The organism is Ruegeria sp. ABV3_008, from assembly GCF_056161185.1.
Map to the genome: position 1 here is coordinate 396,732 of NZ_JBSWYP010000002.1, position 26,591 is coordinate 423,322.

23 protein-coding genes are annotated in these 26,591 nt (G+C 54.6%); 16 read left to right on the forward strand and 7 right to left on the reverse strand.

From position 1 onward, the window contains the following. Nucleotide 1 precedes the first annotated feature (1 nt). On the forward strand, nucleotides 2-757 hold the full coding sequence (locus tag ACXAH8_RS06115) for an ABC transporter ATP-binding protein (RefSeq protein WP_475216858.1): 756 nt from the start codon (nucleotides 2-4) through the stop codon (nucleotides 755-757). Nucleotides 758-766: 9 nt separating this feature from the next. Further along, nucleotides 767-1,522: an ABC transporter ATP-binding protein gene (locus ACXAH8_RS06120; protein ID WP_475216860.1), complete on the forward strand. Its 756-nt coding sequence runs from the start codon at nucleotides 767-769 to the stop codon at nucleotides 1,520-1,522. A gap of 316 nt (nucleotides 1,523-1,838) precedes the next feature. On the opposite strand, the gene ACXAH8_RS06125 is transcribed toward ACXAH8_RS06120, so the two are convergent. Beyond that, a complete protein-coding gene (locus ACXAH8_RS06125) occupies nucleotides 1,839-2,804 on the reverse strand; it encodes a LysR family transcriptional regulator (protein ID WP_475216862.1) in 966 nt (321 codons plus the stop codon). A gap of 157 nt (nucleotides 2,805-2,961) precedes the next feature. Between ACXAH8_RS06125 and ACXAH8_RS06130 the strand changes: the two genes are divergently transcribed. The 5 genes from ACXAH8_RS06130 to ACXAH8_RS06150 all read left to right on the forward strand — a co-directional run bounded on the left by ACXAH8_RS06130 (nucleotide 2,962) and on the right by ACXAH8_RS06150 (nucleotide 7,115). Beyond that, nucleotides 2,962-3,222 (forward strand): hypothetical protein, encoded by a 261-nt coding sequence (locus tag ACXAH8_RS06130; RefSeq protein WP_170374945.1) that lies wholly within the window; start codon nucleotides 2,962-2,964, stop codon nucleotides 3,220-3,222. Nucleotides 3,223-3,635: 413 nt separating this feature from the next. Then, the gene (locus ACXAH8_RS06135; RefSeq protein ID WP_475216864.1) at nucleotides 3,636-4,586 is read left to right on the forward strand and encodes an ornithine cyclodeaminase family protein; all 951 of its coding nucleotides are present in this window, start codon (nucleotides 3,636-3,638) and stop codon (nucleotides 4,584-4,586) included. Nucleotides 4,587-4,598: 12 nt separating this feature from the next. Continuing rightward, nucleotides 4,599-5,564, forward strand: a complete 966-nt coding sequence (locus ACXAH8_RS06140; RefSeq protein ID WP_475216866.1) for a pyridoxal-phosphate dependent enzyme — start codon at nucleotides 4,599-4,601, stop codon at nucleotides 5,562-5,564. Further along, nucleotides 5,561-6,532, forward strand: coding sequence for a succinylglutamate desuccinylase/aspartoacylase family protein (locus tag ACXAH8_RS06145; RefSeq protein ID WP_475216869.1), 972 nt, complete (start codon nucleotides 5,561-5,563; stop codon nucleotides 6,530-6,532). The genes ACXAH8_RS06140 and ACXAH8_RS06145 overlap by 4 nt, the downstream gene beginning before the upstream one ends. Before the next feature lie 4 nt (nucleotides 6,533-6,536). Then, nucleotides 6,537-7,115, forward strand: a complete 579-nt coding sequence (locus ACXAH8_RS06150) for a helix-turn-helix transcriptional regulator (RefSeq protein ID WP_475216871.1) — start codon at nucleotides 6,537-6,539, stop codon at nucleotides 7,113-7,115. A 397-nt stretch (nucleotides 7,116-7,512) separates the two neighbouring features. Here the strand turns inward: ACXAH8_RS06150 and ACXAH8_RS06155 are convergent, their stop codons facing one another. The 3 genes from ACXAH8_RS06155 to ACXAH8_RS06165 form a co-directional block, all read right to left on the reverse strand. Then, entirely contained in the window at nucleotides 7,513-10,071 is a 2,559-nt protein-coding gene (locus ACXAH8_RS06155) for a TRAP transporter permease (protein WP_475216873.1), read from the reverse strand. A 97-nt stretch (nucleotides 10,072-10,168) separates the two neighbouring features. After that, nucleotides 10,169-11,161, reverse strand: a complete 993-nt coding sequence (locus ACXAH8_RS06160) for a TAXI family TRAP transporter solute-binding subunit (RefSeq protein WP_475195746.1) — start codon at nucleotides 11,159-11,161, stop codon at nucleotides 10,169-10,171. Nucleotides 11,162-11,311: 150 nt separating this feature from the next. Continuing rightward, nucleotides 11,312-12,226 (reverse strand): LysR family transcriptional regulator, encoded by a 915-nt coding sequence (locus tag ACXAH8_RS06165; protein WP_475195744.1) that lies wholly within the window; start codon nucleotides 12,224-12,226, stop codon nucleotides 11,312-11,314. A gap of 129 nt (nucleotides 12,227-12,355) precedes the next feature. Here ACXAH8_RS06165 and ACXAH8_RS06170 point away from each other — a divergent pair, with 129 nt between their 5' ends. From ACXAH8_RS06170 to terL, 3 genes are all read left to right on the forward strand, one after another. Next, nucleotides 12,356-13,429 (forward strand): tartrate dehydrogenase, encoded by a 1,074-nt coding sequence (locus ACXAH8_RS06170; protein ID WP_171669730.1) that lies wholly within the window; start codon nucleotides 12,356-12,358, stop codon nucleotides 13,427-13,429. Nucleotides 13,430-13,546: 117 nt separating this feature from the next. Next, entirely contained in the window at nucleotides 13,547-14,254 is a 708-nt protein-coding gene (locus ACXAH8_RS06175) for an IS6 family transposase (RefSeq protein ID WP_475216875.1), read from the forward strand. Nucleotides 14,255-14,365: 111 nt separating this feature from the next. Then, a complete protein-coding gene (terL, locus tag ACXAH8_RS06180; RefSeq protein WP_475216877.1) occupies nucleotides 14,366-15,091 on the forward strand; it encodes a phage terminase large subunit in 726 nt (241 codons plus the stop codon). Between the two features lie 219 nt (nucleotides 15,092-15,310). On the opposite strand, the gene ACXAH8_RS06185 is transcribed toward terL, so the two are convergent. Both ACXAH8_RS06185 and ACXAH8_RS06190 read right to left on the reverse strand, forming a co-directional pair. After that, complete coding sequence (locus ACXAH8_RS06185; protein ID WP_475216880.1) at nucleotides 15,311-17,542, reverse strand: arylsulfatase; 2,232 nt, start codon at nucleotides 17,540-17,542, stop codon at nucleotides 15,311-15,313. A 167-nt stretch (nucleotides 17,543-17,709) separates the two neighbouring features. Further along, nucleotides 17,710-18,393, reverse strand: coding sequence for a porin family protein (locus ACXAH8_RS06190; protein WP_475216882.1), 684 nt, complete (start codon nucleotides 18,391-18,393; stop codon nucleotides 17,710-17,712). 691 nt (nucleotides 18,394-19,084) lie between these two features. Here ACXAH8_RS06190 and ACXAH8_RS06195 point away from each other — a divergent pair. The 5 genes from ACXAH8_RS06195 (at nucleotide 19,085) to ACXAH8_RS06215 (ending at nucleotide 23,898) form a co-directional block, all read left to right on the forward strand. Beyond that, nucleotides 19,085-20,116, forward strand: a complete 1,032-nt coding sequence (locus ACXAH8_RS06195) for a DUF1214 domain-containing protein (protein ID WP_475216884.1) — start codon at nucleotides 19,085-19,087, stop codon at nucleotides 20,114-20,116. 22 nt (nucleotides 20,117-20,138) lie between these two features. After that, nucleotides 20,139-21,137: a DUF1214 domain-containing protein gene (locus ACXAH8_RS06200; RefSeq protein WP_475216886.1), complete on the forward strand. Its 999-nt coding sequence runs from the start codon at nucleotides 20,139-20,141 to the stop codon at nucleotides 21,135-21,137. A gap of 605 nt (nucleotides 21,138-21,742) precedes the next feature. Then, on the forward strand, nucleotides 21,743-22,429 hold the full coding sequence (locus tag ACXAH8_RS06205) for a class I SAM-dependent methyltransferase (RefSeq protein ID WP_475217011.1): 687 nt from the start codon (nucleotides 21,743-21,745) through the stop codon (nucleotides 22,427-22,429). Between the two features lie 55 nt (nucleotides 22,430-22,484). After that, nucleotides 22,485-22,865, forward strand: a complete 381-nt coding sequence (locus tag ACXAH8_RS06210; protein ID WP_170768789.1) for a group I truncated hemoglobin — start codon at nucleotides 22,485-22,487, stop codon at nucleotides 22,863-22,865. 4 nt (nucleotides 22,866-22,869) lie between these two features. Beyond that, nucleotides 22,870-23,898, forward strand: a complete 1,029-nt coding sequence (locus ACXAH8_RS06215; RefSeq protein WP_475216888.1) for an adenylate/guanylate cyclase domain-containing protein — start codon at nucleotides 22,870-22,872, stop codon at nucleotides 23,896-23,898. A 23-nt stretch (nucleotides 23,899-23,921) separates the two neighbouring features. Here ACXAH8_RS06215 and ACXAH8_RS06220 read toward each other — a convergent pair whose 3' ends face one another. Continuing rightward, entirely contained in the window at nucleotides 23,922-25,421 is a 1,500-nt protein-coding gene (locus tag ACXAH8_RS06220) for a winged helix-turn-helix domain-containing protein (RefSeq protein WP_170768791.1), read from the reverse strand. Between the two features lie 230 nt (nucleotides 25,422-25,651). Here ACXAH8_RS06220 and mddA point away from each other — a divergent pair, with 230 nt between their 5' ends. Next, nucleotides 25,652-26,410, forward strand: a complete 759-nt coding sequence (gene mddA / locus ACXAH8_RS06225; protein WP_475216891.1) for a methanethiol S-methyltransferase — start codon at nucleotides 25,652-25,654, stop codon at nucleotides 26,408-26,410. The last annotated feature ends 181 nt before the right edge of the window (nucleotides 26,411-26,591 follow it).

A 26,591-nucleotide genomic window follows, 5' to 3' on the forward strand; every position in this document is an offset into this window, starting at 1 on the left:
CATGGCAATTCTAAAAGTCAAAGACGTCAGCAAGCGCTTCGGCGGCCTCAAGGCATTGACGGACGTAAACCTAAGTGTAGAGGAAAACTCGGTTCACGCGATCATCGGACCAAATGGTGCTGGGAAGTCGACTTTGCTTAATTGTCTGGTGGGCAAACTTATGCCAGACACAGGTTACGTATTGTTCGACAACGCCTCGGTGTTAGGCCTTGAACCTTTCCAGATCAACCAAATGGGTATTAGCCGCGTGTTCCAGACACCGGAGATTTTTGGTGAACTGACGGTGATGGAAAACATGTTAATCCCGATTTTCGCCATGCGGGACGGTGCATTTCGGATGCATGCATACGAGACCATCGCAAACGAACACGAGATCGTCGAACAAGCCGAAGCCATGCTGGAAGAGATGAATATGGCGGACAAACGCGAAATGCATGCTGCCTCGTTATCGCGCGGCGACAAGCGGCGGCTTGAGATAGGCATGTGCCTCAGCCAAAACCCAAGGCTATTGCTGCTGGATGAACCCACTGCTGGGATGGCGAGGGCGGATACAAACAACACAATCGACCTACTAAAGCAAATTAAGGATGAGCGCGACATCACAATCGCAATCATCGAGCATGACATGCATGTGGTCTTCAGCCTTGCCGAACGCATCACAGTGCTGGCTCAGGGTACACCCTTGGTTGAAGATACTCCCGAAAACATCCGTGGAAACCCGAAGGTTCGCGAGGCATATCTAGGCGAGGCTGCGTAAGGAAAAGCTATGAACGAGAAACCTGACTTTTCGAAAAATGCCAATTTAGCCAGCACCGCCCCTGCGTTTCTCTCCGTTTGGGATATGCACTCCTACTATGGAGAAAGCTACATTGTGCAAGGCGTCAGCTTCAATGTGCATGAAGGTGAAATTCTTGCTCTTCTTGGGCGCAATGGTGCGGGTAAAACATCGACACTTCGTTCGATAGCAAGAGTTGGAGAGCCTGAAGTAAGACATGGCGAAATCTGGCTGGACCACAAGCCACTGCACAACATGACAAGCTACGAAGCCGCGGCGACAGGCCTAGGTCTTGTACCTGAAGATAGGCGCATTATTCCTGGGCTTACTGTTGAAGAAAACCTACAGCTTGCTCAAATTGCCCCGCCAATCGGATGGTCACTGGAACGGCTTTACGAGCTATTCCCACGTTTGGGAGAGCGTAGAAAACAAGAGGGAATTACGCTGTCAGGAGGCGAACAGCAAATGCTGTCAATCGCCAGAGCCTTGGCGAGGGACATCAAGGTTTTGCTCTTGGATGAACCGTATGAGGGATTGGCTCCTGTTATTGTAGATGAAATCGAAAAGACCCTTGTTCACGTCAAACAACAGGGTATGACCACGATCATTGTTGAGCAAAACGCTGTACGCGCTTTGGAATTGGCAGACCGTGCGATCATACTAGATACCGGGACCATAGTATTTGATGGTACAGCTAAAGAGGTGCTTGAGGACGGCAACCTTCGCGAGGAATACTTGGCGATCTAGCTCGTATATTGCACGGTAGTCAGACAAGAAGAGCAAGTTAAAAACGTTTCCAAAGCAATTAATTGCCTTGGACGTAAATACATTGACTTTCTTGAAAAGGACAAGTTGCATCCATTCGGCCGAGCAATCCAAGCCAATGGAAGAAATCCTGAGGGAACTCTGGTTTTTGTAGGATTTGTTTGTCCACTAAGTCCGCACTCCGGTCACTGATGTACTGCGCACCGAACGACTGCTTTTAGCCCGCATGGTCCAATGCTTCACGGGCGATGAATGGCAATTGCGGAGATTGCCTCAGATTTCGGGAATTCAAATATGATCACCCGATGATTCGCGGTTGGACGATATCGTTCTTTAACAAACGGTTGTCGGCCTCGATCATCAGCTCATCAAACGTTCTGAGGACGATCTCACGCAGCCAAACAAGTGCTGGGTCAGCGTCCAACTCGGCGTTCCAGATGACACGAAACAGAAGATCGGGCATGGGCTCCGGCGGTTCAAAGACCTGCAGGTCGTTGCCACTGCCCCCCTCTAGCATGATAAGGGCAACGAAGTTTCCTAACATGTTTGTGCTGCTCACCGCCGGAGCGATCGCTGACCAACTGCCAGCGTGAAGCCCAATGCGCCGTTTCAGTCCCAGATTGGCAAAGTGTTCCTCAACCGTGCCATGTATCGCAGCGGGAATTCGCACGACGACGTGGGGCCAGCGCAGCCAGCTTTCGAGGCTCCAGTCATTTGTTGCGGGATGGCCGCGCCGCGCCAGAACGTAGCGTTTCATCGGCTTCAAGTTTTTCGCCTTCAAACCTTCGGGCAGAGGAAAGTTTGCGTTCCCAAACGCGATATCCACCTCACCCCGTATGATCTGCCCCATGGTCTCCTTGGAGTAGGGATGCCAGACCAATGCCGTATCACGGGCCTCCGCCTGCATGCGCGAGACAACGCCAGACGCGATGCAATTCAGCGCAGGTCCCGCCACGTGAAAGGCGCGGGCGCTGGTCGAGGGTGCGAAGACCGCTGGCGCTTGCACAACGCGTTCAATCTGCGACAGGATTGGACGGATTTCGCGATACAAGGCCTTGGCCCGCGGGCTCGGTTTCATGATGCCGCCGGCGCGCACCAATAGTGGATCATTCAACTGCTCGCGCAGACGACCAAGCGCGTGACTTACTGCGGACGGCGTTCGGCCAAGCTGTTCGGCAGCCCGGTTCACGCTGCCTTCTTCCATCAGGACCCGAAAAACCAAAAGGAGGTTCAGGTCGAGATTTCTAATCTGAATTTTGTTCATGTGGTCTGAAAACTATTCGCTGGATTGAGGTGAAAACTCTTCCATATTCGAGGCAAGACCGGTCGAAACGCAACATCAATGTGAAAGAAATTCACGCCGACGCCTTGGTGCCCGCACAAGTACGTTCACAAGCTGAAGTCTAGAAAAGGAAATGCCCATGCCCAGAGTCATCGCAATGCACAATGTGGATAATGTCGAACATTGGCTTTCGTCACCCAAACGGGACGAAATATTCAAAGAGGTTGCTTTTGATATGGTGACATTCGTCCATCCATCAGAACCGAACAAAGTCGGCCTGTCCGCCAATATCCCTGATCTTGACAGATTTCTTGAGATCAATGGCAGTCCAATCGGCCAGGCCGCGATGAAGCACGATGGGGTGCAACCTGACACGATTGTCTTGATGGTCGAAGCTTAGGATCGCTCGATATCCAAGCCAACATTCCAATCCAAGCCTGCCATTCGTCCTAGAGCGACGTTTGGCAGGTTTGTCCGCATAGCAGTCGTCCGCACCGAGTGCAGCGAATGTCTGCTTCAAGCCCCTAATCGGTCATCTGATCAAATCCGTCAGGTGACTGCGTTGAGCCCAGAGCAGACGCTTATGCGCAACGGAGCGAACGTCTGCTCTTTTTAAGCTCACGCCGAACCTGAGCTGAACAATATCGACCGCAGTAGCGGACGCCAAGTTCTGTCGCAGCGAAGCACTAGAAAGAACCCAAAAAAGACCGATTATTGCAGAGTAAAAAAGACAGCTTCGGATAGTAATTTGACTGTTGTAAAAAACGTCCAGAATTTTACATTATGTCCAAATGCAGCTTTGGAGAGTCCGGAATGCTCAACCTTAACATCAGTCAAATCAGGCAAAACCTTGTGTTCGAAGAGGCTGTTGCCCGGATTAAAGAAGCTTATGTCAAAACGAGTCGGGACGAAGTTCAAACAGGCAATGTCGTTCATCTGGCGTTCCCAAATCACAATGGCGATTGTCATGTGAAATGCGGTCATATCAACGGCGCGGATAACTACGTAATCAAGATTGCTACGGGGTTCTATGACAACCCTCTCGTTGGATTGCCCTCGTCCAATGGCATGATGCTGGCTTTCTCAGCAAAGACGGGTGCTCCCGTAGCAGTTTTGCGGGATGAAGGTTGGCTCACTGATCTCAGAACGGGGATTGGCGGAGCGATTGCCACTCAACTTCTTTCGCCAGATGACGCTAGGGAGGTTTTGATTGTTGGCACCGGTATTCAGGCTGAAATGCAAGCTAAATGCTTGGCCAAGCTGGATGGCAATCAATCCTACAGTTTCTATTTTTGGGGGCGGGACAGTTCTAAAACTAAGGGATTAGTGAGCAAACTCTGTGATGAAGGCATCCCTGCGACTGAGGCCGTGGCGCTGGAAGCGGCGGTCAAGATGGCTCGGGTGATCATAACGACGACGCCATCGGCGTCTCCCCTAATCGAGAGCGACTGGGTTCAGCCCGGCACCCATATTACGGCCATCGGCGCTGATAGTCCCGGCAAGCAAGAACTGCCTGTAGAGCTAGTTCATCGGGCCAACCTGCTGGTCTGCGATATGGCGCAGCAGTCACTGTCCCATGGTGAGTTTCAACATGCCGCCGCCGCAGATCCAACGCTTGAGGTGGTTGAGTTGGGCGATGTCTTGTCAGATGCGCACCCCGGCCGCGCCCATAAGGCTGACAGCATTACTATCGCTGATCTCACAGGTATTGCGGCGCAGGACATTGCAATTACGCAAGCCGTCATAGCCGCGGCAAACGGTTAGAAAGGAAACACCATGACCCACTCAACGGCCGTTTTGCATCAAGCCGCACTTTGTGTCGCCGCGCATCGCCGAATTAAACCCTATCTTAAAAAGACACCTTGCATTGCGTCGCGGCAGTCACTCTCGAATGACACCGCCTTGTTCTTCAAAGCTGAGAATTTCCAACGCACCGGGTCTTTTAAGTATCGCGGTGCATTGGCCAAACTGACCAGCCTTCAGACCGATACACCAATTATCACGGCGTCGTCAGGCAATCATGGCTTAGCGCTCTCAACGGCAGCTCAGATGACAGGCCACAGGCTTACCGTCGTTTTGCCGACAACGGTAGCACAAGAAAAGCTCGGGAAGATTCAAGCGCTTGGTGTTGAGACTATTCTGCACTCAGATGACTCAGGTTTGGCCGAGCTGCATGCGCAGAAACTAGCGACGGAACAAAGCAGGGTATATGTCTCGCCCTATAACGATGAGCACGTTATTTCCGGCCAAGGAACCATTGCGTTGGAACTGTTGGAACAGCTTCCGAAGTTGGATGTTGTATTCGTATCCATAGGCGGCGGTGGGTTGATTTCGGGCATCGGGTCTGTGCTTAAAGCCTTTTCGCCCAACACTCGAGTCGTAGGCGTCAGTGCCAGCAATTCCGCCGAGCTAGCCGCCAGCATACGGGCCGGGAAGAACGTGACAGTCGACCACCTGCCGACGCTCGCTGACGGCTGCGCAGGTGGTATTGATGACGGGTCATTGACGCTGCAATTGGCTTGCGAAGTCGTCGACGAATTAGTGGATTGCTCTGAGGAGATGATCGCTGACGGCATTCGCGCTATTGCATGGAAAGAAAAGATGTTGGTCGAGGGTTCCGCTGGACTTGCCTTGGCACCTTGGCGGGCTCAACCGGATAAATACACGGGTTTGGTCAGCGCCGTCATTCTCTGTGGAGCGAACTTCGATAAAGACGTCATTGCTCCGGTGATAGGGGCATGATCGATTTCGATGCGCCAGGCCTAAATTCCGGCTATATCGCCCTGCACAACTCCACCAACGTCAGCGCTTGGCAGTCTTTGCGTTTGCCGATCTACAGCATCAACGGTGCGAATGGTCCGACAACACTGGTATTGGGTGGGATGCACGGTGATGAATACGAAGGCCCAATTGCAATTCAACATCTTGTTCAGTCGGTAAAGCCTGAAGAGCTTGTCGGCCATCTGATCCTTTTACCGGCGGTGAACCTTCCGGCGGTTCTTCAGGGTGTACGCCTGTCTCCAGACGACGGTCTGAACCTAAATCGGGTATTTCCGGGCAACGCACATGGCAGTCTGACAGAGCGCATTGCGCATATGATCACGCACGACCTGATCCCATTAGCCGACCATGTGATCGACCTGCATTCTGGCGGTCGTTCGCTAAATTTTGCTCCTTCAGTGCTGTTGCACGAGGTCGAGGGCGCCGCGATGGACAAAGCGCTTAACGCTGCAAAAGCCTTTGGAGCGCCCTTCACGGTTCTGCTGCGTGAAGATCATGCGGATGTAATGATTGATGCGGTCGTAGAACGCGCTGGTAAAGTGATGATCGCAACCGAGCTGGGAGGGGCAGGTGTCGTGACGCCTTTGACTGCTCATACTGCTAAGAATGGTCTGAGAAATTGTTTGGCACGGCTCGGGCATTTTGCCGGGCCAGAACCCAGCGGAGCAACAACCTGTTTGGTGTCTTTTTCGTCTAACGAAGCGCATGTCCTGAGCGAGGCCACCGTGATCTTTGAGCCGATTGCCAAACTCGGCCAACGGGTCGACGTCGGGGAAGTGCTTGGATTGGCTCACACAATTGATCGTGTAAACATACCGCCGGTTGCCATTCATTCGACGCAAAACGGCTGGTTTGTCTGCACAGCTGGCCAGGGGTTGGTCCATCGGGGCGATGTGGTTGCAATCGTTGCGTCAGAGGTTGAGGCTTAACACCATGAGTTCCCACCACGCTCTCTTTGATGCTGTCGCACGGCTGTTCGCTCCATTTTGCGAAGTGATCATCCACAATCTTGACACAGGGAAGGTTGCAAAAGTATTTGGCAAGCATTCAACGCGGGAGATTGGCGAGCTGTCCTATCTCGAAGATATGAAGGTTGAAACATGGACAGAGGACATTCAAGGCCCGTATCGAAAGACTGAACCAGATGGACGGGCGGTCAAGGCAATAAGCGTCGTAGAGCGTGACGCAAAGGGTCTGCCAACACACCTCATTTGCATCAACGTGGACGTTTCGCAGTTCGAAGCTGCGCGTGTTTTTTTGTCGGGCCTCGTGGCGGTTCCAGAAGACGAGCCCCACCCACTTGCAAACGATTGGCTGGAAAACCTGCATTTATTCGTCGCAAATTGGACCATGGATCGCGGTATCCAGCTGAAAGACTTGCAAGCTAAAGATCGCCGAAAGCTTGTGCGGGAACTTGAACGCAATGGTGTGTTTAACCAAAGAAACGCGGTGCAAGCCGTTGCGAAAGCGCTTGGTGTAAGTCGGGCGACGGTCTATCAGGACTTGCGATAGTAAATGCCCTGCAGTCACCTAAAGCAGACCTTGGAGGAGGCGCGGCGAAAGTCGGTTTTGTCCGCAGAGCAGATGTCCGGTTAGATTGAATGAACGTCTGCTCCGAGCCCAAAGCGGGCGTTGATCGAGTTAAGAAATACGGCCTCAACTTAGTTGAAGCTTGCCGAGATTCAGCGCTATGCTTGCGTTTCGTCGGTCTTCCCGATGCTAAGATGTCAATTGACCTGCACGACTTCACCTGTTGTTCTAACTGCTTTGGTCCGTTTTAACTTTGGTGTTTTTTTGTAGGCCATGCTCGGAGACTGAAGCACAGGAAACGCTCTCTCATGCCGTGGACCCAGGAAACGCTCAGCTCGACACCGCCAATTGAGCGGACCGGAGGGAAACTGCTGACGCGTTAGTCGGCGCCTCTCACCGGAATGGGCGCATCAGGGTCCGGATGGAACAGGCGCTGCACAAACCACGTCACGACAGCTAGTCCGACGCCAATCAGATCGGTCAAGAGCCCCCCAGATATCAGGAACAGTGCGGCGACGATCAGAAGGCCGCGGATGAACCAGGCTGAGCGCGCCCCGACGAACCACCCCTGCACGCCGCTGGACAGCAGGAACACACCGATGACGGCCGTCACACCTGCGCGTAGGATTTCGAGCGTCGTGCCATCCATCAGGAGCGCCGAGTTGTAGAAGAACATGAACGGCACAATGAAAGCGGCGATGCCGATCTTGAACGAGGCTACTGAGGTTTCTATTGGGTTGGCACCAGATATCCCTGCGGCCGCATAACTGGCCAGTGCAACGGGAGGGGTGATCGCGGAGAGAACCGCGAAGTAGAACACGAAGAAGTGCGCCGTGAGCTGGGGGATACCAAGTTGCACAAGGCCAGGTGCAACCACGCTTGCTGCGACGGCATAGGCCGCGGTCGTGGGCATACCCATACCGAGCAGGATTGCAATGCACATCGCAAAGAACAAAGCCAGAAGCTGGGACGCAGCGGCAAGATCAAGGAGGACCGCAGAGAAACGCGCGCCGACCCCTGTGAGGCTGATGACGCCGACAATTATTCCTGCGCAAGCGCAGACCGCGATGATCTGGATCGACATGACGCCTGCGAGTTCGAACGCCTTAAGTATCGAGCGTAACCCCATACGGTATGGGGTCAGCCAACTGACGACCACTGCCGCAACGGTGGCGAGCGTCCCGGCGCGGATGACTGAGTAGCCAAGGAAGAGCGCATAGATAAGGATGATGATCGGGATGAATAGATAGACCTGACGGACCATCTTGTTAAACTTGGGCAGCTCATCCTCGCGCATGCCGCGCATACCGAGTTTCGCAGCCTCAAAATCAACCATGAGGTAGACGGAGACGAAATAAAGCACCGCTGGGATGATCGCCGCGATCGCGATCTCCTGATATGGGATACCCGTGATCTCAGCCATAATGAACGCACCCGCACCCATGATCGGTGGCATGATCTGCCCCCCTGTTGAGGCTGCCGCTTCGACCGCGCCAGCGGTCTTCTTGTGGTAGCCGACCTTCTTCATTAGCGGGATCGTGAGCGACCCGGTCGCCACCACATTGCCTGCCGAAGTGCCGTTGATCATGCCCATGAGACCAGAGGCAAAAATGGCAACTTTCGCGGGACCGCCCCGCGCGCGCCCCGCTGCAGCAAAGGCAAAGTTGACGAAGTAGTCGCCCACTTTGGAGGCCTGCAGGAATGCAGCAAAGATGATGAACAGGATGATGTAGGTCGAGGAAACCGCTGTCGTTGGCCCAAGAATACCCGCATCGGAATAGACATGGCCGAAGAACCGCTGCCAGCTATAGGCGTTTTCAACTGCGAGGATGCCGGGCAACAGGTGGGCGGTGAAGGTGTAGATCAGGAAAACGCCCGTAATGATCACAAGCGCAAGACCGGCCACGCGGCGGGTCAATTCCATGATAAGCGCAGCGCCCGCCGTGGCGGCAAAGGCCACACCAATTGGTACTTCTGCCGTGCCCACCGAATTGCGAGCGGCAGTGGAGTAGACCACGACCAGATATGCGGCGACGATCAGACCGCAAAGCGCCAAGACAATGTCGGACAGGGCGAAACGATCGCGCTCCACTCGATCGATCCAGCCAATAACAATCGCTGCAAAGGTTGCCACGAGAAGCGGCACACCGAATTGCCAAATCTCAGCTTCGAAGATGCCTTCATAACTGGGAAACGCACCAAGGCGTTCGCTGCCTTCAGGCAGAGACATCCAAATCACGCGTCCTCCAACTTCGGCCGCGTCGCCTGAGCTCAGGAAATTGGCGAAGCCAACAACAGCATATGCCGACCAAGCAACCGGGATGAGCAGGGCGGCAGAGAGCATTTGCAAGCCCGATCCACGTGCCACAAAGCCTGCACCAAATTGCCCAGAGGCGAACAGCAAGAACCCGAGCGCCAAGGCTCCGCCTATGTGGAGGATGCGGAAATTCCATGTCTCCAGTGGGAATTGCGGCAAGAACCATAGTCTCTCGGACCACGTTGTGCGCACGGCTCGCGCCTCACGCGTTAGAGCGGCGGCTTGGTCCCGTGCTGTATCTAGTGCGGTGATGCTGATGGCTATGTCGTCCGCGTTTTCAGCCGTTGACATAGTCTCATCTGCGAGCGCCTTGAGGCGGCGCACCGAATTCCCCTCGAACGCCTCTCCGGCTGGCCCAAGTGTTGCACGCAAATCGTCAAATGCCGCATCTGCGGCGGCATCGGCGCGCTCTGCTTGAATAGTCGCAGGCAAAGCAATGAGGTTCGATAACGAAACGCCGTTCAAGGCGATCATGTGCAGCGCGGCATAAATCGTGGCCACCGCAGCGACGATGAAAAGACTACGGCCTTCAAACAGACGACGGTTTCCTTCGATGGGCTCTTCGTCCACCCCATCTGCAATCAGGTGGTCGTCATCTTTTACCGCGTCTTTCTGCGTCATCGTTCTGTGCTCCGCGTGTCCGAATGCCCACAAAGTATCCGCGCTCTGAAAAGAGCGCGGAGTCGTTTGTCTAGACTTGCCTCAGTGGCAAAAGTACTTAGCCGCCGTGGACCATATCCGCCGGGATGTCAGCGCCCGCGTTTTCCATGAACCACTTTGCGGCACCGGGATGCCATTTCATCACACTGTTGCGGTCCCAGAACTCAGGCAGCGTCGAACGTGCCGCCTTGTGCGTGGCGACCATCCGTTCGTTGTCGGACATGACCGCATTCACGACCTCGAAAACGAAGCTTTCGGGGAGATCGCAATTTGCGATTGCGAAGTTCCACATCGATACGGAACGCGCCGGTGCATCGAGAGTTGTGTAAGTGTCGGCTGCGATATCGAACTGTGCCACCGGGAAAGCAGCGGTGATCTTTGCCTGCTCCTCTTCGGTGAACTCGATGATGTTTACATCGGTTTGCACTTCGAGCTGCGACACGGCGGGGACAGGAACGCCAGCGGCAAAGGCGATCACGTCAAGCAGACCGTCCTGCAACTGTCCACCCAAATCAGACCAACCACCATTGCGACGTTCAAAATCCACACCCAGCTCTTCCATCATGCGCGGGAAGTAGGTGTCTGATGTCGATCCTGCCGGGCCAAAGCCGATTTTCGCTCCGGCTGGAATGTCAGCGACGCTTTCGATGCCTGAAGACGACAGTGCGGTGATCGAGAACGGCGTCTGGTACATCGGGAACATGGCGCACGCGTTGGTCATTTGAAGACCCGGCGCGATTGGGTTGTTTCCAGCAATGGACTCGGCGGCGGGCCCCATAGTGGTCATGCCGAATGCCAGATCGCCCGCATGAACAAGCGACATGTTTTGCATGGGTCCACCGGTGACTTCCGCACCGCCAGCAACGCCGGTCGCCTCAGAAACGATGCCGCCCCAACCGGAGCCGTATCCGAAATATGTGCCACCCTGGGAGCCGGTCCCGATGGTGAAGCTTTCCGGCCAACCTGTGCGGTCCTGCGCCGAAACGTTGCCTGCAGCCGCAAACGTGATCGTCGCTACAACTGCAGCGGCCGTCGTATGTCTAATATTCATGTATTTCCTCCCGAGATCTGAACTCATGCAGCTGCAACGGTACTCAAGCCGCATGTTTCGAATTGTGCAGAAGTTTTAATACGTCTGTTTTGCTTGACACCAGCATCTAGGATGCATCTGCGGTTATACAAATTATTGATATAATGCGCCTCACGCGGTCCGTGAAAGCTCCAGCAAATTCTCTTGAAGAACTCGCAAGAAGGCGTCACGGGATTCATGTCGCGTTTCTTTGAGCCAAACTGCTGACAACGCAAGGCTCTGTTTTGCAATATCCGTCGACCCGTTCAAAGTAACAAAACTGACGCCCCCAACCGCCAGGCGCGAGGCCCATTTGGGAACGACTGCGAGTCCGACGCCTGTGCTGACTAGGCTGACGATCGTTTGTTTTTCTTCGGCGATTTGGGCGATCCGGGCAGTGTATCCTGCCTCGAGCAACAACTTTATCGTCAAATCGTGGCTATGCGGCCGCGAGCCGCGATCCGGAACAATCAATGGCTCATCGGCAAGGTCCGTCACGCTCACAGCCTTGCGTTTTGCGAGGCGATGACCCTCTGGCATGGCGACAACCGCTGTTTCCGAAAAAAGAGGCAAAAAATCGAGCCGACTGTCCGGCGCGTCCGGGGGACGCACGATCGCTATGTCCAAGCGGCCCGATAGCAGTCTCGGCAAAAGACGAATTGTTTTTTGCTCTAAGAGCTCAACGTCGATCTCGGGATAAGTTTCACGGACTTTCGGGAGCAGTTGCGGCATCAGCCCAGCAGCGGCACTGTCAATTGCGCCGATCCGGAGAATTCTCGATTTTCCGTGAGTGCCTTCACGAAAAGTGCGCTCCATCTGATCAGCTTGCTCCACCAAGTCGCGGGCCTGAGCGACGAACTCGCGCCCTGCATCCGTCAACGCTACATGTCGCGTTGTTCTGACAAGAAGTTGTCCACCGAGCCCCTCTTCCAGGAGTTTGATATGCCTGCCGAACGAGGCCGGGAGCATGCCAAGTTTCTGGGCGGCACGGCCGAAATGCTGTGTCTCGGCCACGGCAATCAAACATCGAAGTTGGCGCAATTCCATCTGGGTCTCATTATATCAATTTTTTATATGATACAGCTGCGATTGCTTGTGGTCCAACAAACAAAGATACACTCAACTTCAACGCTTCTCACAGCGTTCCGAATGACGAAGCGTCTAAAGGGGAGTGATATGAAGACATACAGAATCGCCGCTATTCCAGCTGATGGGATTGGACCGGAAGTCATTGCGGCGGGTGTCCAAGCCCTTGAAGCGCTTTCCAAGCGGGATGGCAACTTCCAGCTTGAGTTTGCCCATTTTGATTGGGGTTCGGAACGCTACAAGCGCGACGGCGCGTTGATGCCCGAAGATGGGACGGAGACGCTCAAAGCCTTTGACGCGATCTTTTTCGGTGCAGTTGGCGCGCCTGATGTCCCCGATCACTTGACGCTCTGGGGTCTGCGGTTGCCGATTTGCCAAGGCTTTGATCAATACGCAAACGTACGCCCAACCCGCATTTTACCTGGCATCCAGGCCCCTTTGGCGAATGTCGGGCCAGGGGATCTAGATTGGGTGATCGTGCGCGAAAACTCCGAAGGCGAGTATGCCGGGATGGGGGGGCGCGCGCATCGAGGCCTTCCGGAAGAGGTTGGAACAGAGGTCGCGGTTTTCACACGAGTCGGTGTCACCCGCATTATGCGTTATGCGTTCAAACTGGCCCAGTCACGCCCCCGAAAGCTGCTCACAGTGGTGACCAAATCGAATGCTCAGCGCCATGGTATGGTCATGTGGGACGAGATCGCTGAGGAAGTATCAAAAGACTTTCCTGATGTAACTTGGGACAAGATGCTTGTGGACGCGATGACCGTGCGGATGGTGAAATCACCTCAAGGCTTGGACACAATTGTCGCTACGAACTTGCATGCCGACATATTGTCCGATCTTGCAGGTGCACTGGCCGGGTCTTTGGGGGTTGCCCCAACGGCCAACATCGATCCGGAGCGGCGGTACCCTTCCATGTTCGAACCGATCCATGGATCTGCATTCGACATCACTGGCAAAGGCATTGCCAATCCTGTGGCAACATTCTGGACAGGGGCACAGATGCTCGAACATCTTGGTGAAACGGATGCAGCGCAAAGGCTCATGCGGGCGGTGGAGAAAGTGTGTTTGGACGGAGTCATGACACCTGATGTCGGCGGCCGATCCAATACACAAGAAGTGACGGACGCTGTCTGCGACGCAATTAGGGGCGATAATATTTAGTGCGAGTTCCACCAAGATACGTTGAACCCTGCACTATGTCTGGATTTCTGACAAATATTGGGTCTTGTCAGAAGAACTTTGCTTGAGGCGGGAAGGGCGGTTGCGTAGCTTTTTCCCATGATCAGACCTGCCTCATTCAAATACTTCAAAACCAGCCCAGAGATCATCCGCCTTGCGGTGATGCTATACATCCGTTTCCCGCTATCGCTTCGAAATGTCGAAGATCTGTTGCACGAGCGAGGCATCGACGTGAGCCACGAAACTGTCCGATATTGGTGGAACAGGTTTGGTCCAATGTTTGCAGCTGAGATCCGACGGAAGCGTGTTCAGCAACTGCGCGCCTTCTCCAAATGGAAGTGGCACTTTGACGAGGTTTTCGTGAAGGTTAACGGCAAGCGGCATTATCTTTGGCGGGCCGTTGATCATGAAGGCGAGGTGCTGGAAGCCATTGTCACTAAACGCCGAAATAAGCAGGCTGCACTGAAATTCCTCAGGAAATTGATGAAGCGGCACGGTTGCGCCGAAGAGATCGTCACAGATCGCTTTGCTTCCTACAAGGCTGCGCTCAGAGAAATGGGCACGCTCGAAAAACAACAGACGGGCAGGTGGCTCAACAACCGCGTCGAGAATTCGCACCTTCCTTTCCGACGGCGCGAACGTGCGATGCTGCGTTTCAGGCGCATGCGAAGTTTACAGAAATTCGCTTCCGTCCATTCCTCTGTCTACAACCACTTCAACCAGGAAAGATCGCTAGCAAGTCGAGATTCCTTCAAGCTGACCCGCGCCGCCGCTCTTAGCGAGTGGCGTCAACTTTGTTCCGGATAGGTTCGCGGTTTCCGCGGCAAACTGAGACTGGTTCGAATTCGTCTGACAGCACCCCCGGAAGAGATCCCGCTCTACAATAATCGGGTGCTGAAGCGCCGGCCAGGAGACTTGTTGAACCCAGCGCGGGAACCGCTTGAGGTTCTTGATCGGATCAAGGCCGACATAGGCAATTTTGCCTTCCAGGCACAGTATCAACAGAACCCCACGGACGGTGAAAACGAGTTTCTCTCAATGTCCGATTTGCATCTGTTAGAAACCTTACCGGACGAAAGCGTGTTTGTCCGGCGGGTCCAGAGCTGGGATACAGCGGCGAAGGATGGTCCGCGCTGTGACTTTACTGTGGGTCTGACCTTCGGTTGGCATGCGTATGAAGAGAGATGGTATTTGCTCGACGTCTTTCGGGCTCGAACGAACTATACTGAGGTGCGCAACGCTGTTCTTCGATTGCGCAAACAATGGCGCGCGGACCGGGTCCTGATCGAGTCCTCGGCGATGGGTATCCACCTTTTGGATGAATTAAAACGCACCGCTGCAGGTGTTTACATGCCCGTCAACGTGGTCACCGACAAACTGGACCGCTTCATCCCACAGACCGACTGGATAAAATCTGGTAAGTTAGTCATCCCTACGGACAAGCCCTGGTTCGATGAGTTCGGTAGGGAACTGCTGGCGTTTCCGGATGCTGTCAAAGATGATCAGGTAGATGCCCTGACCCAGTTCGCCGAATACATGCGTCGTAGCCAAGGGACGTATCTCGATACAGATCCTTACACCGGCCGGCGCCAAGGCAACTATCGACCCGAACGACCAAGAAGGGAAGATCGTATGCGGTTCTGACGCCAGCGAGGGCGTTTTCCAGCGACCTGGGGTTGGATATCAAGTCTTCGACCTCGAACGTCTGCGATGAAGCGCAAAGCTGCCGCTAGGGCCAACTGCAGCGAAGGTCCGCTCCGAGCCCAAAGCAGACTTACCTTTCCTAGCCAGATGACGCGCGCGAAGCAGTTTCATTTAACCGCCTTGAACCCAAAGTGAACAATCCAGAAACAGTGCTCTGCTTCACTTCACCTCGACGGTTACGCGCGGGATCACACCTGTGAAGCGAGAGGCGCTTTCAGAGCCAATTTCTTCCACCACTGGGGTTGCTAGGTCTATACCTACATCTGCGGTCTCATCCGCAGAAAAGACAATCGGCTGAGTTCTTTCAATCCGACCTTCCCCAACCTTTTCGTCATTGACAAAAAGCGTACCGATGCCGCCCTTGCCCATACCGGAACCTTCGTACGCAAATTCAAAGCGGATTGTCGACTTTCCAGCCGGTAAAGGTTCGTTGGAAGCGACCGTGAACCGGTCTAACCCAAGAAAGTTATAATCGTAGGCGGGGATACCATCCTTAACGTACAGAGCCCACCCGCCAAACCTCCCACCCTGAACAATGATTGCTCCGTTGCCGCCTCCCTCAGGTACCTCGACTTCCGCCGTGATTGTCTTTGAACGGTTCTTGATGTTCAGGAACACATTTTCGGTCATCCCGGTCATGCCATCGCCAAGAGTTATAGACGTTCGACCGGCCATGAGGTCGGGGCGACCGGCGAGCGCGGGGTTCACGCGTTCGATCGTACGGTCATCGATTGGCAGGACAAAGTTACGCGCGGCCTCCTGCATAAAAATGGTTTGAAGATTTGCGAGCCGCTCTGGCTGATCCTCGGACAGGTCGTTTGCAAGGCTGAAGTCTGTCGAGGTGTCATATAGCTCCCAAATGTCATCGGAGAGCGGGCGACGAGGTTGCGGCTCCCAAGGTGCTTTGTGAATGGTTCGCGCCCACCAGCCGTCGTGATAGATAGCTCGATTACCAAACATCTCGAAATATTGTGTTTTTCGACGTCCCTCAGCTTCGGCGTCATCGAAGCTGTATAGCATGCTGACACCATCCATTGGGCGCTGCGGTACACCGTTTACTTCGCGTGGTTCGGGCAGACCAGCCGCTTCTAGCACAGTAGGTGCCACATCTATCACGTGGTGAAACTGTCCACGTTGCTCTCCCTTCGCTGTGATCCCGGCAGGCCAGTGCACGGCCATGCCGACCTTGGTACCCCCAAAATCGGACGCCACCTGTTTGGTCCATTGGTATGGCGTATTGAACGCTACGGCCCAACCTGCCGCCATATGCGGGTAGGTTTCCGGACCACCCCATTTATCGGCCTTGGCAAGCATGTCGTCGACCTGCTCCTGAACGCCGTTAAAGTATGTCATTTCGCTGAACATTCCGCTTTGACCGCCCTCGGCGCTTGTTCCATTGTCGCCGTAGACAAGGAAGACCAGCGTGTTGTCTAGCTGCCCGATTTCGTCGATCGTTCCAATGACGCGGCCGATCTCATGGTCTGTCATTTCGATGTAGCCGGCAAACACCTCGACTTGCCGCGTAAAGAGCCGTTTCTCGTCTTCGCTTAACTTGTCCCAATCTGGTATCGCTTCAGGCTTTGGTGCCAAAACAGTGCCTTCCGGCGCGATGCCCTTTTCAATTTGCCGCTTTAAAACCTCTTTGCGGAGCTGATCCCACCCTTGGTCGAACCGATCCGACCACCGGGCACTCCATTCCTGCGGAACGTGATGTGGTGCGTGGGTTGCACCCGGCGCGAAGTAAACGAAAAACGGCTTATCGGGTGTCAGCGCTTTTTGATACTTGATCCAATTGACGGCCTGATCGGTCATGTCTGTCAGAAAGTGATAGTCGGGGTCTTCAGGAAGCTCGACCGGATGCGTGCCTTCGTAGATGAATGGTGCCCATTGGTTGGTCTCACCCCCTAAGAAGCCGTAAAACTTGTCAAAGCCCTGACGGGTCGGCCAGCGGTCGAACGGCCCGGATACACTTGCTTCCCACGCCGCGGTCTCATGCCATTTTCCGAAAGCCGCGGTACTATAGCCATTCAACCTCAGTATCTCCGCAAGCGGCGCAACGCTGGACGGTATTTGTCCTGTGTTGCCTGGGTACGGCGTGCCTGTTTCAATAATCCCACCCATGTTGTTCACGTGATGGTTGCGCCCGCTTTTTAGGGCAGCACGGGTTGGTGAACAGACAGCGGTGGTGTGAAAATCTACAAAGCGCACGCCTTCTGCCGCGAGTTTATCGAAAGTCGGTGTTGTTACCGGCCCACCGAACGTAGATGTACCGGCAAAGCCCAAGTCGTCGACCAGAGCAATCAACACATTCGGAGCGCCTTCGGGAGGCGTCACCGCAAAGAGTTGGGGTGGCTCTGTGTTGCGCACGTCCAATTCCACAAAACTCTTCACGGGTGGGGGCACTATTGGTAGCACTGACCTGTCAATACGCTCTTCCGCAAAGGCATTGAATGCTGACAAGGAAAAGCTGGCCAGGGAGAATGAAGCGATGTTCAGGAAACCTGAACCACTTTGAAAAGACGCCATCATTTAACTAGCTCCTACTAAACTACAACTAATCAAAAGCGGTATGTCGCACCGATGACTGGCCCAGACTGACTAAAGGTAAAGTCGTTGCCGTTGATCTCGTGATCGAACGCGATGTAGCGGTATCCGCCTCTAATCATCCATCTGTCGTTTATTGAGTAATCCGCCGTTAGCAATACCTGCCAGGTCTCACTATTGCTGCTGAATCCGCCATAATCCAGAAACGCCGTGCCGGTCCACCTGTCTGAGAATTCAAATCGAGCGCGGGCTCCAACAACGGGGTCTGTCCAGTCCGCGTCCACAGTGGTTGTACGCCCTGGCAGTGCTCCGGGTGAAAGCGTGAACTGGGTTTCTGTGCTAAACCACCTGAAACCACCTGCAACGTCCACCTGTACCATCGGATCTTCATAAACCCGGTAGCCGACATAGCCGCTAAGAAACTGCGTCTTGAGCGATGTGTCCAAGCCAGAGAACGCTGGACCAGGTGTGTCGTCTCCGAAAGAAATGTCGGTATAGTTGTAGTCGGCTAGCAAGCTCCACCGACCGTTGCGGGCCGCAATTGTACCCATAAAGGCAAGGTCCAGATTGCTGAGCGCGTCCGAAAAACTGAGAGTGGCGTCGATGTTGCCTCGAGGAGTATCCAGCGATGTCTCTGTCTCTGGCATGAACAGATAAATGGTGGCCTCGAAGTTCCAGTCGCTTGACTGCGCTGCCATAGGTGCCGCTGAAAATGCTAAACTTATTATTGCGGTTTTCCATGTATTTAGCCTCTGCATGATCCTCTCCCGTCAAACGCCGACAGCAGGAACCTCCGGAACGAGGAGGTCCCGTTAATATTCTAGCATTCTGATGTGAATGAAGGTTGCGGCGTTGATCTGAATCAATAAGATCCAGAGACCACGCTTTTCCGAATTTTCATGCCATTCAAAATCGCTCGCCACTCAGTGGCCTTATCGTCATTAGAGCAGTCATTCAAAAACTCCCACAATTCTGCCCTGCGGGCATTCGCGAATTTTCGGCCAACATCCGCATCGAGCTTATTGTGTTGAAAAACTCGGTGTGAGGACCGAGGCGATCAAATTTGGAGAACATCCTCCCGCTAAAGCCTACTTTTTCGAACGTAGTTTCCTGAGGGCTAAATCGGAGGGACGTTGTTCCAAAATTTTGGCGCGAATTTCGCGGGTTAAGTTTTTCAACACAATCAGCCCGAAGCAGACCAATTGCGTGAGCCTCCAGAATGGTCATGGCGTTAGAGACATCGCATTCGGTCAAGCTATAGCGAAGCGCGAAATCCACACCTATAAATCGGCCTGATTCAGATCAATGCCGTCGTTGCCTTCCCGGCTAAGCTAGCGGCATCATCGTCATTCCTCATTCAATACTGTAAACATCTAGAGTAGGTTCTCCATGCAATTTCTTGATAAAGCATCCGCGCTGTTCGCGTCTCTCGCTTTAGTCGCCACTCCCGCGTTGGCAAGCGACACGGTCCCGGTGCATGTCCTGAACTTCATCCGCGCTGAAACCGACCAGTACTTCGCTCGCTACGTCGCACAGGGCGGGCTGGGGCAGTTCATTCACGTACGCGAACCGGCTCCGATTGAAGAACAGGACATCATTCGGCTGAACCGCGACACGCTTTACTCATTCGCGGTGTTCGATCTGAAGGAGCCCGTGACAATCACCAAGCCGGACCCCGAGGGGCGTTTCCAGTCAATGCTCGTGTTCGATCAGGATCATTACGTCGTAGCCATCGAACACGAGGCAGGCACGTTCACCTTTGATCAGGACAGTGTCGGCACTCGTTATGTGTTCGCGATCTTTCGCACCTTCATGGACCCCGAGGATGCTGCGGACGTCATCGCGGCCAACGCGATGCAGGATGCCATCAAGGTCGATCAGAGCGACGCTGGGAGTTTCGACGCCCCTAACTGGGACCAGGTCTCGCTCGACCAGACGCGCGCCCAGTTACTTGCCTTGGCCGCAAGTGTCCCTCCGGAGTTTGGGTCGGGTGGTATGTTCGGTGCACAGGACGAGGTTGATCCGGTCAAGCATCTTTTGGGAACCGCCATCGGCTGGGCAGGCAACCCCGAATCCGCGGCGTTCTACGAGATATTCAACAGCGACCCCACTGAAGCCTTACGCCCCTTTGCGGTGACCGTTCCGGCCGATGTACCGGTCGACGGGTTTTGGTCGATCACACTCTACAATGGCGATGGCTACATGGAGGCAAACGATGCCGGAGCCTACTCCATCAACAATGTGACTGGAGCGCCAAACGAGGACGGGAGCGTTACGGTGCATTTCGGCGACTGCGAGGACGGACGCATGAACTGCCTGCCGATCATGGAGGGCTGGAACTACACCGTTCGGATGTATCAGCCCGGGGCCGAGATCCTTAACGGATCGTGGTCTTTCCCCCAGCCAACACCGGTCGAGTGACATGAAAAGGGAGACCGACGCGATGAAACATGCTCTCATCTGCCTCGCACTTCTGGCGCCTCTCCCGGCGATTGCCGAGGACGTCACGGTCACGAATTTCGCGCGCGCCGAGTCCGACACCTATTTCCGGGGGCTCATCGCATCTAAAGGGGTCGATGTCGGAGACTTGTACCATGACCGCGACCCGGTGACGCCGGAAAACCAGACGGTTATCCGTCAAAATCAGGACACGCTCTATTCTGGCATCATCCTCGACCTGTCTCAGCCCGTCAGCATCACCTTGCCGGATGCCGGGGGCCGCTTCATGTCGATGCACGTGGTCAACCAGGATCATTACATGTTCGTGGAGGACCAGCCCGGCACCTACGACCTGACCGAAGAGATCGTCGGAACCCGCTTTGCTGCGATCATTCTCCGCACCTTTGCTGATGCGAGCAGCCCGGAGGACGTGGCCGAGGCGCACACCGCGCAGGACGGGATCGAGGTGAGCGGCGGCGGTACCGGTCCTTTCGAAGCACCGGACTGGAATCTGGAAGACCTGGAGACCATCCGGAGCGCGCTCAGCGAAGTTGCCGCTCTTGGCTTTGACGCATCCTACGCCTTTGGTCGCGAGGAGGAAACGCGGCCCGTCGATCACCTCATCGGCGCCGCGGCGGGTTGGGGCGGACAACCTCGTAGCGCGGCCATGTACGAGTTCGCCAGCGTCAACGCCAATGACGGCACGATCCCGCACGCCGTGACCGTGGCAGATGTGCCGGTCGATGCATTCTGGTCCATCACGGTGTACAACGCCGACGGCTATTTGGAGGCCAACGACCTCGGCGTGAACAGCTACAACGACTTCACCGCCGAACCGAATGACGACGGCTCACACACCGTGCATTTTGGCGACTGCGCCGATGGACGGGCAAATTGCATCCCAGTCACGCCAGGCTGGAACTATCTCGTCCGCATGTACGCGCCGCGCGAGGAGATACAGAACGGATCGTGGACCTTCCCGGAGCCAGTGCCGCTGCGCTGATGCTTGTCGCGCGGTCGAGCCTGCGGCAAGACAGCCGGTTTCGCCGCTGCGCTGTCATATTTGGTAAAAAGTCCAGACGGCGGCTTCGTCCGCAGAGCAGATGTTCGGTTAGATTGAATGAACGTCTGCTCCGAGCCCAAAGGCGACGTCGTTTTCTACTGCAGCATCAGCCGGAATCTGCGGAAATCCGACATTGGCTCAAGGAGGAACGGCCCGTTGCAGGGACTGAACACTCTATCCGGACGTTGCACCCGCACCTGTATAGCGGACATTTGTAAGCTGCAATCGTCGAACTCAACTTGATAAGGCGCCACGTACGTCGAGGAGCCCACCGATCTCAATCGAAACAACAACAAATCGACAAACCTGCAGAAAACTCCAGAAATTCTACAGATCTTCTGCAAGCTTCAAACCCCGACTTTTGGCAAAAGTTCTTCCATTGAAAGCGAAATCAGTGGAGACAGACCATGAACACAGCCGCCTCAATTGCTACCGCGCCTGATCTGGCCGCAGTAAAGTCAAAACAACACGCTACTTGGTCGTCGGGTGATTACGCCGCCGTAGGCACGACCCTGCAAATTGTCGGTGAAAGCCTTGCAGAAGCGATGGATTTACGACCGGGCGCCCGCGTTTTGGATGTCGCAGCCGGAAATGGCAACGCAACCCTGGCCGCAGCGCGTAGACACTGCAATGTCGTTTCAACAGACTATGTTGCCAGTCTGTTGCGCGCGGGTGCCGCCCGTGCCAAAGCCGAGCAGTTAACCGTTGCATTTCGGGAAGCCGACGCAGAAGACCTGCCTTTTGAGGGGGCGTCTTTTGATCATGTCACATCTACATTTGGTGTCATGTTCACGGCCAATCAACAGGCGGCAGCTGATGAAATGCTGCGCGTCTGCCGCAGCGGAGGCACCATCGGTCTCGCCAACTGGACTCCAGAAAGTTTCATAGGCGAAGTCTTTCGAACGATCGGACGCCATGTGCCACCGGTTTCGGGCGTTCGTTCTCCGTTGGAGTGGGGTACCAGGGCGCGTTTGCAGGAGCTTTTTGGGGCACAAGCCCAAAAAATTGAAATCACCAAACGCCATTTCACCTTCCGTGAACGTTCGCCGCAACATTGGGTGGAACGGTGGCGCGAAATATACGGTCCAATGCACAAAGCCTTTGAAGTCGTCGGCGAGCGCGCACCGCAACTCGCAGCAGACCTGATCGCTGTTGCGCGCAATCACTCGACCGATACTCAGGCGATGATTGTTCCGGCCGAGTACGCCGAGATCATCATTCACAGAGCATGAAAAGCCATAAGCCCGGCGGGAATTCGCCGGGCAAGTCATTCTCAGGAGACATTACATGCTAGGGCAGTCCGAACACCAAAGATCACTCCCGCTTTTTGACAAATATGGCGGCATGCGTGCGTTGCATTCGGTGATCATCAATTTCTATGATCGGGTGCTGGACAGCGATATCGTTGGCCCATTCTTCGACGACGTCGACATGGCTAAACTGATTGATCATCAGACTAAATTCTTCGCGTCGATTCTTGGGGGACCTGCTAAGTACACGGATCAGCGATTGGCGAGCGCGCATCATCACTTGACCGTCACAAATGTGCAGTTCGATGAAGTCATAGCGCTTTTGGACGAAACGTTGACCGAAGCAGGTTTTGCCCCAGACGATCTTTCCAAAACACTGAGCGCCGTTGAAGCGCGCCGTTCGCTAATTGTTAGGTAATTCCATGCAAATCCAGGATATTAGTGCAAGGCTACTTGGCTCCATAAATGTTGGAATCTGTATCGTCGACGCCGACACCGGCGTCATCGTTTCGCTGAACCAAACGTTCGAAACATGGTTCACTGACGCGGCACAGGGTCTAGTTTTGAGTTTGGACACGTCTATCGCCTTAAAAGACCTGCCAGATAGAGAAGCACTGGAGGTTCGAACAAAAGTCAAACATCGGACTTTGGTCGTTGAACTCAGTGCCCATGAAGCGGAACACGAAGGCAACAGGTTGATTATCATTGAAGGCCACAACATCTCACGCTTGCGCGAGACCGAAGCCATGATCGATAGCTATGCAGCCATGGTTGACAAGCGAACCCGCGAGTTGGAGCGGGAAAACAGGCGGGTTGAAAAACTACTTCTGAACATGATGCCAAAATCGGTTTACGAGGAGTTCATGACATTCGGATGTGTCACGCCACGGTTGTTCGAGCCGGTGACCGTCATCATGCTGGATTTTGTCGGGTTTACCAAGATGGCCGCAGCTGGCGATCCGAATGTAACCGTTTCCGAACTGAATTCAATTTTCACAGCATTCGATCAGATTGGTGAGCATCACGGCAGCGAGAGGATTAAAACCATCGGAGACTGCTATATGGCGGTGACTGGATTGCCGCACTCCACGCCAGATCACGCGCTTTCAGCTGCGCGGGTCGCCGCCAAAATGATGCGCTTTCTGGAGCGGCGCAATCAAACGCACCCGCACACATGGCGCGCTCGCATCGGCATTGCCAGCGGCTCTGTCGTAGGCTCGGTGGTCGGTGTTCAGAAATACGTCTATGATGTCTTTGGCCCTGCGGTGAACATGGCCTCGCGTTTGCAGGCTCAGTCCGACCCCATGGAGATCACGGTATGCGACTCAATGCGCGACGAACTGATCGACGATTTCAGACTCAGTGAGGCCGAGACAGTCTCCTTGCGTGGGTTTGGCGATACGCGAATTGCGCGCCTGAAACAGTACCAACCAAACAGAAAGGTCGCTTGAGCCGTAGGCGCGGGATCTGAGTTTTAAAAACCTGCTTTGCGAAATGAACTGAGCATGCGATCACGGTATGCCTGATCTTTCACGACACTTGCTGCCACAAGCTTTTCGGCTGTGGCATCCGGCCTCACGCTACGGACTTTTGCGGCCATGGTATGCATCCTGTCGGTCAGGTTAAGTTCGGCAGCACAGGCTAAGATCAGTCGCGGTGCCCATGTAGAGCCGGGCGCTTCAATGTAACCTTGTTCAAGCAGAGATAATGCATCTTCATATTCGCCCAATCCGTATCGGGCGGCGCCAATGCCAAAGTAATAGCTAAACCGCATCGGATCATGTGGGCTAAGACGCAAAGCTCTTTCGTAGTTTGCGACTGCTTCATTCATGTTCCCGGCAAAGGTTTCCACCGCCCCCAACATTGCCCAGGCCCAAGCCAGACTTGGGTCCAGCGCAAGGGCAGATTCAAGGTGGTGGCGCGCTGCTGTATGTTGCCCTGCAGCCACCTCGGCCGTAGCTACGAAAGTCAGAACCAGTGCATCGCGGGGTGCAAGGTCAAGTGCGCTTTTGCCATGTTCCATCGCCTCTGCAAGCGCAGCCGGTCCGTCAGGGGCCCAGTCGGACATCGCCTGTTGTCCCAGACACCACGCTAGCATGGCATGTGACAAGGCATGTTCGGGATCTGATACCAATGCACGTCGCAAATGAACCACGGCCTGCCGATTGTCATCCGCGTCCATCCGCATGCAAAGCGGCGTCGCTCGCAGGAGTTCATGATAGGCATCCGACAAGTCAGCCTCGGCCAAGGCGCGTTGCACTTCAACCATCATGATATTCGGGACGAGGCGGCCCAGAATGGCCGCAACCACCAGGTCTTGCGCCTCAAAAGGGTTGTCAAGCTGCCCTTCAAAACGATCTGCCCAAACCTCTGCTTGCCGTCCGGCATGCAACAAAGACGCATTTAGGCGAAATGCATTCCCCGCAAATCGCAGCTTGAGGCTAAGCACGTACCGGACACCCAATTCCTCGGCCGCTTGCTTTGCGTCATTCTGACCAGAACATCGCGCAACATAAATTGTTCCCACCCGACCAATGGCTGCGCTTATATCGTCCTCTAAACCTTCACCAAAGGTCCGTTGAGCATCTGTTGGATGCAACATTGCAGTTGCCATGATGGCAATGGATGGTTGCGACAAAACCGCTGCAGAGCCGGTCTTGTCAGGCGTTTCCTCGACCGTGCCAACAAATTGGAACCCGTGCCCGTGCACTGTTCGGACCAAAGCCTGCCGCGCGCCGTCATCGCCAATGGCCGCTCTGACTGCTTTGACCCGGCTGCTTAGGGCTGCATCCGAAACGATCCTGCCTTTCCAGATAATCGAAAAAATCTCGTCCTTCGACACGACACGGTCACGGTTTTCAATGAGATGCCGAAGCAGCGCAAACACTTGCGGCTCGGTAGCAATTGGAACGTCTTCCCGCGTCAATTGAAGGCGGCTTGCGTCCAGAACGTATTGATCAAATGCATATTTCACAGGGTAATTCTGCGCGAATTCAGTTTTTTCGTAAAGCGTGAACGCAATTCGCGGCGCCAATATACCGCTGTTTTCGTGTCCAAACAAAGCGCTTTGGCAGTGGCCATGGCACATAATCGTCAGGTCTTCAGAAAATCACCAGAAAACCTCCATGAAAGGACCAAGCTTCGCATCACCAGGCTCGGGCAAACAGGGATCATCTGAAACAAAAATGAATTGGAGCCTGACTAATGAACCGCCCTGGCCTGATCCTATATGGCGCCGCTGCCTATGTACTTTTCAATGTGGCTTTTCTGTACATGATCGGCTTTCTCCTGCAACTGCCCGTTCCGAAGGCGATCAACGATGGGACCGCATCCGCCTGGCCCGTCGCCGTCGTCATCAATGTCGGGCTGATCTTCCTCTTTGGCTTTTTTCACAGCCTCATGGCGCGACAGGCGTTCAAATCCTGGTGGACGCGGATCATTCCTGCGGATGCAGAACGCAGCACCTATGTGCTGCAATCGGCGCTGTTTGTGATCCTGGCCATGTGGCAGTGGCGCCCGCTGCCCGAAACGATTTGGATCGTCGATGGTGCCCTAGCGTGGCTGACATATGGCATCTGCGCACTGGGTGTTTTTCTGGTTTTGCTTTCCACCTTTCTGATCGACCATTTCGAGTTGTTTGGTTTGCGTCAGATTTGGACTGCAAACAGCGCTCAACCTATGCCCAAACCGCAGTTCAAAACGCCCGGACTTTACCGTTTCGTGCGCCATCCGATGCAGCTTGGCGTCATCCTGGTTTTACTCGGCACGCCGCACATGACGGTTGGTCACGCGCTCTTTGCCGGGCTGATGACGGTTTACGTGATGATTGGCCTCTGGTTCGAAGAAAGATCTCTGGTGCGCGAGTTTGGCGATACGTATCGCGCGTACCAGGCGATGGTTCCCATGCTGATCCCACGCATAACGCCCTTGCGTTCCGGCGATCTCGAAGCGCGACACGGCTGAGCCTTCCCGGGCTCCCGGTCGTTCTGTCGGAACACCGGGAGCCCGTTCAAAGCCAATTCCTAGCGAAATTAGCATTCGGCTGTAGTGTAAACCCGGAACTACGTTTGGAAGTAGGATCTGATATAGCTAGGTCATAGACTAAGAAGTTGGCCTGGTTCAAAGAATTGAACGCTCGCAGTGA

Excerpts from the sequence above, each read along its gene's own strand:
- ACXAH8_RS06115 (WP_475216858.1), top strand. The coding sequence starts at position 2 with ATGGCAATTCTAAAAGTCAAAGACGTCAGCAAGCGCTTCGGCGGCCTC.
- ACXAH8_RS06150 (WP_475216871.1), top strand. The coding sequence starts at position 6,537 with ATGAGTTCCCACCACGCTCTCTTTGATGCTGTCGCACGGCTGTTCGCT.
- ACXAH8_RS06195 (WP_475216884.1), top strand. The coding sequence starts at position 19,085 with ATGCAATTTCTTGATAAAGCATCCGCGCTGTTCGCGTCTCTCGCTTTA.
- mddA (WP_475216891.1), top strand. The coding sequence starts at position 25,652 with ATGAACCGCCCTGGCCTGATCCTATATGGCGCCGCTGCCTATGTACTT.
- ACXAH8_RS06135 (WP_475216864.1), top strand. The coding sequence starts at position 3,636 with ATGCTCAACCTTAACATCAGTCAAATCAGGCAAAACCTTGTGTTCGAA.
- ACXAH8_RS06130 (WP_170374945.1), top strand. The coding sequence starts at position 2,962 with ATGCCCAGAGTCATCGCAATGCACAATGTGGATAATGTCGAACATTGG.
- ACXAH8_RS06145 (WP_475216869.1), top strand. The coding sequence starts at position 5,561 with ATGATCGATTTCGATGCGCCAGGCCTAAATTCCGGCTATATCGCCCTG.
- ACXAH8_RS06190 (WP_475216882.1), bottom strand. The coding sequence starts at position 18,393 with ATGGCAGCGCAGTCAAGCGACTGGAACTTCGAGGCCACCATTTATCTG.
- ACXAH8_RS06175 (WP_475216875.1), top strand. The coding sequence starts at position 13,547 with ATGATCAGACCTGCCTCATTCAAATACTTCAAAACCAGCCCAGAGATC.
- ACXAH8_RS06200 (WP_475216886.1), top strand. The coding sequence starts at position 20,139 with ATGAAACATGCTCTCATCTGCCTCGCACTTCTGGCGCCTCTCCCGGCG.
- ACXAH8_RS06205 (WP_475217011.1), top strand. The coding sequence starts at position 21,743 with ATGGATTTACGACCGGGCGCCCGCGTTTTGGATGTCGCAGCCGGAAAT.
- ACXAH8_RS06210 (WP_170768789.1), top strand. The coding sequence starts at position 22,485 with ATGCTAGGGCAGTCCGAACACCAAAGATCACTCCCGCTTTTTGACAAA.
- ACXAH8_RS06125 (WP_475216862.1), bottom strand. The coding sequence starts at position 2,804 with ATGAACAAAATTCAGATTAGAAATCTCGACCTGAACCTCCTTTTGGTT.
- ACXAH8_RS06155 (WP_475216873.1), bottom strand. The coding sequence starts at position 10,071 with ATGACGCAGAAAGACGCGGTAAAAGATGACGACCACCTGATTGCAGAT.
- ACXAH8_RS06120 (WP_475216860.1), top strand. The coding sequence starts at position 767 with ATGAACGAGAAACCTGACTTTTCGAAAAATGCCAATTTAGCCAGCACC.
- ACXAH8_RS06215 (WP_475216888.1), top strand. The coding sequence starts at position 22,870 with ATGCAAATCCAGGATATTAGTGCAAGGCTACTTGGCTCCATAAATGTT.
- ACXAH8_RS06160 (WP_475195746.1), bottom strand. The coding sequence starts at position 11,161 with ATGAATATTAGACATACGACGGCCGCTGCAGTTGTAGCGACGATCACG.
- ACXAH8_RS06140 (WP_475216866.1), top strand. The coding sequence starts at position 4,599 with ATGACCCACTCAACGGCCGTTTTGCATCAAGCCGCACTTTGTGTCGCC.
- ACXAH8_RS06170 (WP_171669730.1), top strand. The coding sequence starts at position 12,356 with ATGAAGACATACAGAATCGCCGCTATTCCAGCTGATGGGATTGGACCG.
- ACXAH8_RS06165 (WP_475195744.1), bottom strand. The coding sequence starts at position 12,226 with ATGGAATTGCGCCAACTTCGATGTTTGATTGCCGTGGCCGAGACACAG.